The organism is Micromonospora sp. NPDC048898, assembly GCF_043198035.1.
In the GTDB taxonomy this organism is placed as follows: domain Bacteria; phylum Actinomycetota; class Actinomycetes; order Mycobacteriales; family Micromonosporaceae; genus Micromonospora.
Genome location: NZ_JBICUF010000025.1, coordinates 42,920 through 55,669, shown reverse-complemented (window position 1 = coordinate 55,669; position 12,750 = coordinate 42,920). Strand labels below are relative to the sequence as shown.

9 protein-coding genes are annotated in these 12,750 nt (G+C 71.2%); 4 read left to right on the top strand and 5 right to left on the bottom strand.

The window, feature by feature from the left end:
• Positions 1–310: 310 nt before the first annotated feature.
• A complete protein-coding gene (locus ACGFIQ_RS34325) occupies positions 311–2,104 on the bottom strand; it encodes a family 43 glycosylhydrolase (protein ID WP_393250223.1) in 1,794 nt (597 codons plus the stop codon).
• Between the two features lie 752 nt (positions 2,105–2,856).
• On the opposite strand from ACGFIQ_RS34325, the gene ACGFIQ_RS34320 reads away from it, so the two are divergent.
• From ACGFIQ_RS34320 to ACGFIQ_RS34310, 3 genes are all read left to right on the top strand, one after another.
• Complete coding sequence (locus ACGFIQ_RS34320) at positions 2,857–5,190, top strand: beta-L-arabinofuranosidase domain-containing protein (protein ID WP_393250181.1); 2,334 nt, start codon at positions 2,857–2,859, stop codon at positions 5,188–5,190.
• A gap of 184 nt (positions 5,191–5,374) precedes the next feature.
• Positions 5,375–6,313: a superoxide dismutase gene (locus ACGFIQ_RS34315; protein WP_393250179.1), complete on the top strand. Its 939-nt coding sequence runs from the start codon at positions 5,375–5,377 to the stop codon at positions 6,311–6,313.
• Positions 6,314–6,432: 119 nt separating this feature from the next.
• Positions 6,433–7,299, top strand: coding sequence for an endonuclease/exonuclease/phosphatase family protein (locus ACGFIQ_RS34310; RefSeq protein WP_393250177.1), 867 nt, complete (start codon positions 6,433–6,435; stop codon positions 7,297–7,299).
• A 23-nt stretch (positions 7,300–7,322) separates the two neighbouring features.
• Here ACGFIQ_RS34310 and ACGFIQ_RS34305 read toward each other — a convergent pair whose 3' ends face one another.
• Both ACGFIQ_RS34305 and ACGFIQ_RS34300 read right to left on the bottom strand, forming a co-directional pair.
• Positions 7,323–8,207 carry an MHYT domain-containing protein gene (locus tag ACGFIQ_RS34305; RefSeq protein ID WP_393250175.1) on the bottom strand — a complete coding sequence of 295 codons (885 nt, stop codon included), beginning with the start codon at positions 8,205–8,207 and terminating at the stop codon, positions 7,323–7,325.
• A 165-nt stretch (positions 8,208–8,372) separates the two neighbouring features.
• On the bottom strand, positions 8,373–11,174 hold the full coding sequence (locus ACGFIQ_RS34300; protein ID WP_393250173.1) for a DEAD/DEAH box helicase: 2,802 nt from the start codon (positions 11,172–11,174) through the stop codon (positions 8,373–8,375).
• Positions 11,175–11,260: 86 nt separating this feature from the next.
• On the opposite strand from ACGFIQ_RS34300, the gene ACGFIQ_RS34295 reads away from it, so the two are divergent.
• Positions 11,261–12,025, top strand: coding sequence for an HAD family hydrolase (locus ACGFIQ_RS34295; RefSeq protein WP_393250171.1), 765 nt, complete (start codon positions 11,261–11,263; stop codon positions 12,023–12,025).
• Positions 12,026–12,036: 11 nt separating this feature from the next.
• On the opposite strand, the gene ACGFIQ_RS34290 is transcribed toward ACGFIQ_RS34295, so the two are convergent.
• On the bottom strand, positions 12,037–12,435 hold the full coding sequence (locus ACGFIQ_RS34290; protein ID WP_393250169.1) for a PIN domain-containing protein: 399 nt from the start codon (positions 12,433–12,435) through the stop codon (positions 12,037–12,039).
• Entirely contained in the window at positions 12,432–12,740 is a 309-nt protein-coding gene (locus ACGFIQ_RS34285) for a hypothetical protein (protein ID WP_393250167.1), read from the bottom strand. The genes ACGFIQ_RS34290 and ACGFIQ_RS34285 overlap by 4 nt, the downstream gene beginning before the upstream one ends.
• Positions 12,741–12,750 lie beyond the last annotated feature (10 nt).

Genomic DNA, 12,750 nt, shown 5'->3' with positions numbered 1-12,750 from the left:
ACGCCAGCCCGCCGTGGGGTCGGCTCACGAACGCGAAACCAGGAAGCCCGGTCGCCAGCACGGCACCGGTCGTGGGAGACCCCGACACGACGTCCGGCATGCCCTGGGCGGACGTCGAGCTCCGAGGTGCGGCCGACAGGCTCGCCCGGTGAACCACAGGTGCGCCCGCCCTCAACCATCGACTGTGAGCGATAACATGCCGTTCGTCAAGTCGTAACGATCCGCCACCGGGAAGCGAGTCGCTCCGGTCGTCACGCGCCGGGGCACGTCTGCTGCCGGAGCCGTCCACGGACGGCTCCGGCAGCACGCGTCACTGCAACGAGGCGTCGTCGACGAGGAGGCCGTCGGTGCCCGCCGCCGTCTCGACGTAGAAGGTCGCGTTGGACAGGGTCCCGCTCCACGACACGGTCGTCGTGCCGGTGAGCAGGGTCCAGCCGTTGACGTTCACCCCCACGGCGGGAGTGAGCTGGAGGTAGTTCGTCGTGCCGTTCGCGGTCAGCGACAGGGTCGCCTTGGCCGACGGCGTGCCGCTCTGCGCCCGTACCCAGACGTTCGTGGTGTAGGTCTTGCCGTTGGTGAGCTTCGAGGTCACGTCCTGGCCGGGGCCGTTCCACGCCCCGGTCCGGCCGGTGATCGACAGCGACCCGCCGCCGCCGTGGACGACCGACGTGTTCCGGGAGAGCGTCCCGCTGCCGTGCACACCCCAGCCCGTCGTGCCGTTCTCCACGTCACCGTTGGTGAGCACGGTGCCGCTGCCGCCGGTGCCGGCGAACTGCCACCAGTTGATGTTGAACAGGTTGCCGCTGCCGCCGGCGAAGCGCAGGTACAGGTCGTGGGTGCCGGTGGCGCCGTTGACCGCGCAGGTGGTGCTGGTCCAGGCCTGCCAGCCGCCGGTGCCGCCCACGGTGCAGGTGCCGACCACCGGGCCGGTGGCACTGTCGAGGCGGACCTCGATACGCCCACCGCTGGTGGCCGAGGCGACCCGGGCGGTGAACGACGTCGCGCCCGCGCCGAACGCGACGCCCTTGACCTTGATGTGGTCGCCGTTCTCGATCCAACCGACGTTCATACCGCCCTCGCTGGAGACCTCGGTCTCGATCCCGGAGCCCCACGCGATCGTCTCGGCCTCCTGGCGCACGTACGGGTTCAGCGTCCCCACCTGCGGCGCCCCGGTCGTGCTCATCGTGATCGTCGGGAACATCCCGGTGGAGGTGTAGGAGAACTTCTCCACCGCCACCGACCTGGTGTAACCACTACCGCCGGGCAACGCACCGTTGTGATAGAAGAAGTACGATCCACCGCTGAAGTCGACGACCCCGGCGTGATTGGTGAAACTCGCACCCTGCCGCGGCATGATCGTCCCGCGGTACGTCCACGGGCCCGTCGGACCGGGAGCCGTCGAGTACGCGATGAACTCCGAACAACACTCCGCCGCGAAGACGTTGTAGTACAACCCGTTGCGCTTGAACACCCACGGCCCCTCCTCGTACAGCGTCGGCCGGGAGGCGTTCCCCGTGCGAGTGCCGAAGCCCGCGGTCGTCAACGGAATCCGCGTCGCGCTGCCCGAGTAGGAGATCATGTCCGCGTTCAGCCGCACGTACCACAGACCCGGATTACCCCAGTACAGGTACGCCTGCCCGTCATCGTCGATGAACACGTTCGGATCGATCTCGTTGTTGCCCACCAGGGGCCGACCGAGCGCGTCACGGAACGGCCCGGTCGGGCTGTCCGCCACGCCGACGCCGATGACCATCTGCCCGTTCGACCGCTGCCGTACCGGCACGTACCAGTAGAACTTCCCGTTGCGGGCGACCACGTGACCGGCCCACGCGTTGGCATCCGCCCACGCGAACGTCGCCAGACTCATCGGCGACCCGTGATCGGTCCAGTTCACCATGTCCGCCGACGAGAACACCCGCCAGTCGCGCATGGTGAAGTACGTCGAACCGTCCTCGTCGTGCCCGGTGTACAGATACACCCGACCGTCGTGCACCAACGGCGCCGGATCGGCGGTGTAGATGTGCTGGACGATCGGATTGTCCGCCTTCGAGGCGGTGGCGGGGACCAGTGCGAGGACGCAGACGAAACTCGCCAGCCAGGCGATGGCGCGCCTGAGCCCACGGGTGGTCCGGGTGGTGGTGGTTCGGGTTCTCACCTTCACGATTACTCCCAGAGAGAGTGCGCTGTGCGCGAGGCCCGCGTCGAGTCGACGAGTCACCGCTACCCGGGTTGCCGGTCGGACGGGCCGCACCGTGCGCGTGCGAAGGAGCACGGGCGGCACCCGTGTTAGCGCTAACAGATCTTCGTCAATGCTTTCCTCAGCGTCTGACCTGGACTTTGAGCGATGCGGAGTGCCCGCCGTAACGACATCGCCGCGAGGATGTAGCGACGACGACATCCAAGATTTACGATGCAACGTACTGAGCCGTGCGGCCGACGTCAACGGGGCGGCCGCCGCCCGCCGGCAACGGCTGCCCGTTACGCGCTGTTATCTTGTGGTGGCCAGAAGCCCCATCGGTGTCCATTCCGGACCAAGTGCCACCCCTCGACCGCCACCGACCAGGGGCCACGGGGTGCCGCCACCCGACCGAGGCGCCAGGGTGATCAGCGAGGCACACCCGGGGGTTGCGGGCGTGTTAACGACCAACTATGTTAGCGATCACATCGATGTGCCGCGATAGGCCCCCGGGCAGCCCGTCGCGTCCACGGCGGCAACCGCTCCACCACGCCGCGCCGACGACCGCCAGCACCGACGCGCACCGTGGCAGTTCGAGCACCGCCGACCGCCAGAACTCCACCGTGCGTAGCACCCCCCATAGCGCACCCGTCCCCGTACCACAGTCCCTGGAGGTTTCCATGCCATCCCTGCCCCTCAGCCGTCGCCACCTCCTTCAGGCCGCCGGTGCCACCGCGGTGGTGTCCGCCGCCGGCACCACCCTCGCCGCCGGCAGCGCCGCGGCCGCCGTGGTTCCCCCGGTCCGGGCGGACATCGGCGTCTCGGCGTACGCGTTCGACCTCGGTCAGGTGCGGCTGACCTCCGGCCGTTGGATGGACAACCAGTCGCGGACGCTCAACTACCTGCGGTTCGTCGACGTCGACCGGATGCTCTACAACTTCCGGGCCAACCACCGGCTGTCCACGAACGGCGCCGCCACCAACGGGGGCTGGGACGCGCCGAACTTCCCGTTCCGCACCCACATGCAGGGCCACTTCCTGAGCGCGTGGGCGTACGCGTACGCGGTGCTGGGCGACACCACCTGCCGGGACAAGGCGAACTACATGGTCGCCGAGCTGGCCAAGTGCCAGGCGAACAACGGTGCCGCCGGGTTCGGCGCGGGTTACCTCTCCGGTTTCCCGGAGTCCGACTTCACCGCGCTCGAAGCGCGGACGCTGTCCAACGGCAACGTGCCCTACTACTGCATCCACAAGACCCTCGCCGGCCTGCTCGACGTCTGGCGCTACATCGGCAACACGCAGGCCCGCACCGTGCTGCTGTCGCTGGCCGGCTGGGTCGACAACCGGACGAGCCGACTGAGCTACAACCAGATGCAGTCGATGCTGGGCACCGAGTTCGGGGGCATGAACGACGTGCTCGCCGACATCTACCAGCAGACCGGCGACAGCCGGTGGCTCGCCACCGCGCAGCGGTTCGACCACGCCGGCGTGTTCGACCCGCTGGCCAACAACCAGGACCAGCTCAACGGCAAGCACGCCAACACGCAGGTGCCCAAGTGGATCGGCGCGGCCCGGGAGTTCAAGGCCACCGGGACCACCCGTTACCGGAACATCGCCAGCAACGCGTGGAACATGACCGTCGGCGCGCACACCTACGTCATCGGCGGCAACAGCCAGGCGGAGCACTTCCGGCCGCCCAACGCAATCGCCGGCTACCTCACCAACGACACCTGCGAGCAGTGCAACACGTACAACATGCTCAAACTGACCCGGGAGCTGTGGCTGCTCGACCCGAACCGGGCCGACTACTTCGACTACTACGAGCGCGCGCTGATGAACCACCTGATCGGCGGACAGAACTCGGCCGACAGCCGCGGCCACATCACCTACTTCACCCCGCTACGCCCGGGTGGTCGTCGGGGTGTGGGCCCGGCGTGGGGTGGCGGCACCTGGAGCACCGACTACAACTCGTTCTGGTGCTGCCAGGGCACCGGCCTGGAGATCAACACGAGGTTGATGGACTCCATCTACTTCTACAACGGCACCACGCTGAGCGTGAACCTGTTCACGCCGTCGGTGCTGGACTGGACGCAGCGCGGCATCACGGTCACCCAGACCACCAGCTTCCCGGTCAGTGACACCACCACGCTGACCCTGGGCGGCTCGATGAGCGGCTCCTGGAGCATCCGGGTGCGGATCCCGTCCTGGACCAGCGGTGCGACGATCGCCGTCAACGGCACGATGGAGAACGTCACCACCACGCCGGGCAGCTACGCCACGGTCACGCGCACCTGGGCCGCGGGCGACACCATCACCGTGCGGCTGCCCATGCAGGTCGCCGTCAAGGCCGCCAACGACAACGCCAACGTCGGCGCGGTCACCTACGGCCCCACGGTGCTGGCCGGCAACTACGGCAACACGGCGCTGAGCACCCTGCCCACCCTGACTGTCTCCTCGATCACCCGGACCAGCACCAGCTCGCTCGCGTTCACCGCCACCGCCAACGGGTCCACGGTGAACCTCGCCCCCTTCTACGACGCCCACGGCTACAACTACACGGTCTACTGGAACACCAGCGGCAGCGGCGGCCCCACCGGCAGCTACCGCCTGGTCAACGTCGGCACCGGGCTGGTCCTCGGTGTGCAGAACATGTCCACCGCCGACGGTGGCCTGGCCGTGCAGTGGAGCGACAGCGGCACCGCCGACCACAACTGGGTGGTCGTGACCGACGGCAACGCGGTCCGCTTCCGCAACGCCCACAGCAACAAGGTGCTCGGTGTGGAGAACATGTCCACCGCCGACAACGCCCGGGTCCTGCAGTGGGCGGACAACGGCACCGCCGACCACCGATGGATCCTCGTCGACAACGGCGACGGGACCTACAAGATCCGCAACGTCCACAGCAACAAGCTGCTCGGCATCCTGAACGCCTCGACCGCCCTGGGCGCCCAGGCGGTGCAGGATTCGGACAACGGCAGCGCGGACAACCGCTGGCGGCTGGTCCGCAACGCCTGACGATCCGCCCAGGGGCTTCGACACAGGCCCCAGCTCGCCGGCTCGCCGGCGCGGTCACCCCCGAGGACCGCGCCGGCGACGCCGGGCGGGCGGTCGGCAGCGGTCGTACAGTGGGCAGGGTCCTGGCCCCAGTGATCGTGGCGGATCTGTCGGCTCGTGCCGCCCTCCGCCCGGAAGGAGCACAGTGAACCGACCCATTCGGGCCGCGCTCGGCGGTGCCCTGACCGCCGTCCTGCTGACCTCCGTCGCCGTCGCGCCCGCACAGGCGCACCCCACGGGACGGCCGCCCACCGTCCTCGCCCTGCCCGACGGGTTCCCACCCGAGGGCATCGCCACCGCCGGCCGGTACGCCTACGTCGGCTCCCGCGCCACCGGGGCCATCCAGCGCCTCGACCTGGTCACCGGCCGGGGCACGACGATCGGCGCACCCACCGGCACCCCGTCGCTCGGCCTCAAGATCGACCCACGCGGCCGGCTCTTCGTCGCCGGGGGCACCGCCGGCGACGCCCGCGTGCTCGACACCCGCACCGGCGAGGTGCTGGCGAGCTACCAGTTCGCCACCACCCCGACGTTCGTCAACGACGTCATCCTGACCCCCGACGCCGCGTACTTCACCGACTCCCACCGACCGGTGCTCTACCGGCTGCCGCTCGGTCGCGGTGGGGCGTTGCCGCCCGCCGACAGCTTCACCACCATCGCCCTGACCGGGGCGTACGCGCAGGTCGGCACCGGCGTGAACCTCAACGGCATCACCACCACACCGGACGGCAGTGCGCTGATCGTCGTGCAGTCCAACACCGGGACGCTGTACCGGGTCGACCCGGCGACCGGCACGACCACCGTCGTGGACGTGCCCGGCTACACCTTCACCAACGGCGACGGGCTGCTGCTGCGCGGCCACACCCTCTACGTCGTGCAGAACAGCCTCAACCAGATCGCGGTGGCCACGCTGGACCACGCCGGCACCAGGGGCACGGTCACCGGCACCATCACCGACCCGAGCTTCGACGTGCCCACCACCGTCGCCGAGGCGCTGGGCCGGCTCTACCTGCCCAACGGCCGCTTCACCACGCCCCCGACGCCGACCACGCCGTACACGGTCGTCGCGGTCCGCACCCGCTAGGTGCCTGAGGGGGTACGCGCACCGCGGGTGCCCCCTCGGCCGCCCGGGCGGGGGCCGGTCCTCAGTAGGATCACGGGCACCCCGGCGAGGACTGTCGCCCTCTGCACCCCGGAGGCCGTGTGGCCGACCGTCGTTCGCACCGCCCTCTGCGTCGCGCCCTGGCCGTCGGCTGCCTGATCGCCGCCGCCGCACTACCCGCCGGGCCGCCGGTGACCAGCTCGACCGACAACACCGGGCCCACCATCCTGCGGGTGCTGCAGATGAACCTCTGCAACAGCGGTCGCGCCGGCTGTTTCACCGGCCGCGCGGTGCACCGGGCCACCGAGGTGATCGGCACCGAGGCACCCGACCTGGTCACCCTGAACGAGATCTGCCGGGACGACGTCACCACCCTGGAGCGGGTGTTCGCGACGGTCCACAGCGGCCGGCGGGTCGTGTCCGCGTTCCAGGCCGCCGGTGACCGCCCCAGCGGGGACGACACCCGGTGCCGCAACGGCCAACCGTACGGCGTGGGACTGCTGACGCGGGTGCGGACAACCGACACCCCGCCCGCCGTGTACCACGGGATCCACCCGACGCAGGACCTCGCGGACCCCGAGGAACGCGCCTGGCTCTGCGTCGACGTCGACGGGGTCCTGCTCGCCTGCACCACGCACCTGGCGAACACCGGTTACGGTGTCGCGCTCACCCAGTGCCGCCACCTGCTCGACACGATCCTGCCGCCCATCCGCCGGCGTACCGGGCACGCGCCAGTCCTGCTCGGTGGCGACCTCAACCTCCTCGACGGCGGCGACCCGGACGTGCGGTCCTGCACGCCGCCGGGTCACCAGCGCATCGACGACGGCGCGCGGCAACACCTCGTCGCGACGACCGACATCGGTCTCTGTTGTCGCAGGTCCGTGGCGATGCGTGGGGCGACCGACCATCCTGGGCTGCTGGCCACCCTGCGCATCGACCACGGTCGACCCGACCGCCCGCCGACCTGACCCCCCACCCGCCCCGTCGCCGCTCAGCGCGGCGGGTTGTCCCGGCGGGACGGGAACGGGGTGCCCGGCTGACCGAGGGTGGAGCGGGCACGCAACCCGACCGGATCCGGGGCGACGGCGGGCGTCGCGGGCGCCGGCTCCGGGGCCCGCCGCCCATCGAGGTACGCGGCGGCGGCCCGGTCGTCGTCGGTCGGTGCGGCGAGCAGGGCGTAGAGCAGACCGACCACGCCGAAGATCACCGCCACCATGATCGGCACCAGCAGCGTGCTCACCTGGGCACCGGTCACCCCGCCCACGCGTTCGTGCCGGTGCACCGACAGGGCGCTCATGCCGGTGAAGTGCATCCCGTTCACGGCGACGCCCATGACCAGCGCGGAGGCGAAGATCGCCAACCCTCGGCGGACGGTCATCGCGAGCCACAGCGCGACTGTGGACGCCACGACGGCGATGACCACCGAGAGCACGACCCGGGTGGTGTCGTAGCCGAGGCTGCCGTTGAGGCGCATCGCCGCCATCCCGGTGTAGTGCATGGAGGCCACCCCGGCACCGGTGAAGATGCCACCGGCGACGAGGCGTACCGGATTCAGCCGGCCGGTGCCCACGATGGCCAGGCCGATGCCGACCGCCACCACGGCGATGGCCGTGCTCGCCGCGGTCAGCGGCACGTCGTAGCGGATCCGGGTGCCCTGCACGGCGAAGCCCAGCATGGCCATGAAGTGCATCGCCCAGATGGCCGTGCCGCCCAGCGCCCAGGCCGCCAGCAGGCCCCACCAGGCCCGCTGGCCGGGGGTGCGCGCGGTGCGGATACGCCCGGCGCACACCAGCCCGAGGACCGAGCCGAGCACGGACAACGCGTAGCTCAGCGCAGGTGTGATCCACCCGTACTCAAAGTGATTGATGTCCGCCACAGCGTTCTTCTCCCCGATCGTTACCGGCGCGTCAACAACTGCGCTCGGCAATGATCAGGGGTGGCGTGATCAGGCGCAACAGCGCCCCCCGAGCTGTTCGGGGGGTGCTGTTGCGGTGACTGTCCGAAGCGCCGACTCGTCGGTGACCGTTACTGAGTGTGACGATCAGGCGGAGGTGTGGTAGGCCAGCACGCCCCGGTTGACGGCCGCGATCGCCTGGCGGGCGGTGGACCGCAGCTCCGGTGTCGCACCGCCGGAGTCGGCGAGCTGACCCAGCAGGTCGACCACCTGCCGCGCCCACCGGACGAAGTCACCGGCGGGCATCTCACCGTCGATCTCGTGACCGCTGCCGAGCACCTTGGCCAGCGCCTCGCCCCGCGCCCACCGGTAGACCGGCCAGGCGAAACCCAGATCCGGCTCCCGGGTCGCGGTCAGCCCGCGTGCCGCCTCGTCGGCCTCGATCTCGCCCCACAGTTTCAGCGTCTCCTCCACCGCGTCGGCCACCGGCCCACGCGGCAACGACGCCCGCTCGTCGACGTCGCGGCGCGCCTCGAAGACCACCACGGACACCGCGGCGGCCAACTCCGACGGCGACAGCCCGTTCCACACCCCCCGGCGCAGACACTCGGCGACCAACAGGTCCGCCTCGGTCCAGATCCGACCGAGCATCCGACCGGCGTCGGTGACCGCGCCGTCGCGGCCCAGGTAACCGCGGTCGGTCAACAGCGCCACGATCCGGTCGAAGGTCCGCGCGAGCGACCCGGTCCGCCCGGAGACCCGCTCGCGCAGCTCCTCGGTGTCGCGCTCCAGCCGCCGACGCCGCTCCGCCCAGCGGGCGTGGTCGTCGCGCTCCGGGCAGGCATGGCAGGGGTGGTTGCGCAGCTCCGTGCGGAGCTGGGTGAGCCGGTGGTCCTCGCCGGTCGCCTGCCGGGAACGGCCACCCCGTCGGCCGCCGTGCCGGTCCAGGCCGGTGCCGCTGACCTCGGCGGCCAGATCCCGGCGGGCGGCCGGTGAACGGTGGTTGAAGTGCTTGGGCACCCGAATCCGGGCCAGCACCTCCGCGGGGGTGGTGAAGTCGCCGAGGCTGACCCGACCGGCCCAGCGGTCCTGGGTCAACACCATCGGCCGGGGCTCGCCGAACCCGCCGGTCGCCGGGTCCAGGACGACGGCCAGCCCGGCCCGCCGGCCCGACGGCACCCGGATCACGTCGCCGACCCGCAGCCGCTCCAGCGACGCCACCGCGGCGGCCTTGCGCTGGGTCTGCCCCTGCCGGGCGATCGCCTTCTCCCGGTCGGCGATCGCCACCCGCAGCGCGAAGTACTCGTCGAAGTCGCCGTGGTGGCAGGCGGCCTCCGCGCCGTACGCCTCGATGGTCTCGGTGTTGCGCTGCACCTGCCGGGCCAGGCCGACCACCGACCGGTCGGCCTGGAACTGGGCGAACGAGGACTCCAGCAGCGCCCGGGCCGGCTCCGCGCCGACCGTGCCGACCAGGTTGACCGCCATGTTGTACGACGGCCGGAAGCTGGAGCGCAGCGGGTAGGTGCGGGTGGACGCCAGACCGGCCACGTGCCGTGGGTCGGTCTCCGGGGACCACACCACCACGGCGTGCCCCTCCACGTCGATGCCCCGGCGGCCGGCCCGACCGGTGAGCTGGGTGTACTCCCCCGGGGTCAGGTCGACGTGCGCCTCGCCGTTGTACTTGACCAGCCGTTCCAGGACCACGCACCGGGCCGGCATGTTGATGCCCAGCGCCAGGGTCTCGGTGGCGAAGACCGCCTTGACCAGACCGCGGACGAACAACTCCTCGACGATCTCCTTGAACACCGGCAGCATGCCGGCGTGGTGGGCGGCCAGGCCGCGCTCCAGGCCGTCGAGCCACTCCCAGTAACCCAGCACCGACAGGTCCTCGCCGGGAATGGCGGTGACCCGCGACTCGACGACGCGACGGATCTCGGCGCGCTCGTCGGGCGAGGTGAGCCGCAGCCCGGCGGCGAGACACTGCTGCACGGCGGCGGCGCACCCGGCGCGGCTGAAGATGAACAGGATCGCCGGGAGCAGGCCCTCGCGGTCCAGTCGGTCGACGATGTCCGGGCGCAGCGGGCCACGCCAGCGCGGGCCACGGCGGCCGGCACCGGGCCCCGCGCTGCGACCCTCGCCCAACTCCAGTCGCCGTGCTGTCTCCCGGGTGTAGCGCAGCAACTCCGGGTGCACGTCGTGCTTGCGCGCCGCGTCGGCGTCGTGGAACAGGTCGAACATCCGCTTGCCGACGAGCATGTGCTGCCACAGCGGCACCGGCCGGTGCTCGCTGACCACCACGGCGGTCTCGCCGCGCACGGTGACCAGCCAGTCGGCGAACTCCTCGGCGTTGGACACGGTCGCCGACAACGAGACCAGGGTGACCGAGGCCGGCAGGTGGATGATCACCTCTTCCCACACCCCGCCACGGAACCGGTCGGCCAGGTAGTGCACCTCGTCCATCACCACGTACGCCAGCCCCTGCAGGGTGCTGGAGCCCGCGTAGAGCATGTTGCGCAGCACCTCGGTGGTCATCACCACCACCGGCGCGTCGCCGTTGATGGCGTTGTCGCCGGTCAGCAGGCCGACCTGGTCGACGCCGTACCGGGCGACCAGGTCGTGGTACTTCTGGTTGGACAACGCCTTGATCGGCGTGGTGTAGAAGCACTTGCGCCGGGCCGGTGGGGTCGCCGGGTCGTCGGCCGCCGCCGGGTCGCCGGGTCGCCCACGCAGAGCCAGGTGGACGGCGAACTCCCCCACCACCGTCTTACCGGCACCGGTGGGGGCGCAGACCAGCACACCGCTGCCCCGCTCCAACGACTGACACGCCTCCCGCTGGAAGTCGTCGAGGTCGAACCCCAGGTCAAGGGCGAACTCGTCCAGCGCCGGAAACTCTGCGGCCTGTGCGGCCCGGCGGCGCGCCGCTGCGTACCGCTCGGCGGGGCTCGACATGGCACCAAGATTAGTGCGTGCCGGCACGGGACACCCCACAAGGCCGTCCGGTTGGGCCATCGGGGGCGGTCGGTAGGGTGCACGGCGTGCCGGACCATGCCGAACCGCCCCAGACCCGTCCGCCGGGCAGCGCCGAGGCCGCCCCCCGGGCGTCCCGACGGCCCGTCAAGGCGGTGCTCTTCGACTTCCACGGCACCCTGGCCCAGGTGGAGGAGCCCCGGCAGTGGGTGCTGGAGGCCGCGGCGGCGTGCGGGGTCACCCTGGACCGTGTCAAGGCCACCTCGCTGGCCGACCGGCTGCTGACCGCCGGGCGCGCCGGCGGGCCACTGCCGGCGCGGGTGCCGCCCCGGCTGGCCGAGCTGTGGGCCGACCGGGATCTCTACCAACACGCCCACCGGGGCGCGTACGTCGGGCTGGCCGAGACCGTCGACGCGGGCATCGAGGGCTTCGCCGACGCGCTCTACGAGCGGCTGCTGACCGCCGAGGGCTGGCTGCCGTACGCCGACACCACGCCCACGCTGACCGCGCTGCGGGACGCCGGGGTGCCGGTGGCGGTGGTCAGCAACATCGGCTTCGACCTCCGACCGCACTTCGACACCTGGGGGCTGACCGACCTGGTCTCCGCGTTCGCCCTGTCGTACGAGGTGGGACGCTGCAAACCCGACCCGGCGATCTTCTGGCGGGCCTGCGGGATGCTCGGCGTCGACCCGGAGCAGACACTGATGGTCGGTGACACCCCGTCCGACGCGGGTGCGGTGGCCGCCGGCTGCTCGGTGCTGGTGCTCCCGGCCGCCGAGCCGGGTCGGGAGAACGGGCTGGGCGCGGTCCTCGACCTGGCCCTGCCCGTCTGACCCGCGCGCCGTCAGGCAGGAATGTGAATCACCGGTAGCTCACCGTCGCCGTACCGGTCCTCCCCGGTGAGGATCGAGGCGTCGTGTTCGAGGACGGCCAGCGCCGTGGTGGCCAGATCGGCACGGCCCGTCACCGTGCGCCAGAAGCTGAGTTCGTGCCAGGAGTGCCCCTCGGTCGAGAGCACCTCGCAGGCGTCGAGACTCAGCAGCCGGTGCAGGGTCGCCCGTTCCTTCGGGTCACTGACGATCGCCAGCGTCTCCGCCGCGGTCACGGCGGTGACGCCGAACCTGTTGCGGTCCTGGATGACCTCGTGCAGCGGCTCCCCGACATGCACCGACCCCGCCAGGTACGCCAGCAGCGCCGACCGGTCCAGCACGAGCCGGACCGGGCGGTCGTCCTCGGTGCTCACGCCGCCGGTTGTTCGCGCGTGCCGGCGGCGGCGTCCAGCGCGTGCTGGCGGGCCCGCTCGCGAAGCGCGCCGCGGCGCTCCGGGGACCAGTCGGCCTCCACGGCGGCACGGCGGGCGCGCGCCTCGGCCACGCCCTGCTCGGTGATGGTGATGCCCTGGTGGGCCAACTCCGCGTCCAACGCGTCCAGCCGCATCCGGTCACGGACCGCCCGGGTGATGTAGGCGCTGGCGTTGGACTCGCGCTCCAGGCGCTCCGCCACGTCGGGTGGCACGGAGATCGACAGCTTCCGCATCGCGCTGGTCATACCAGGAACC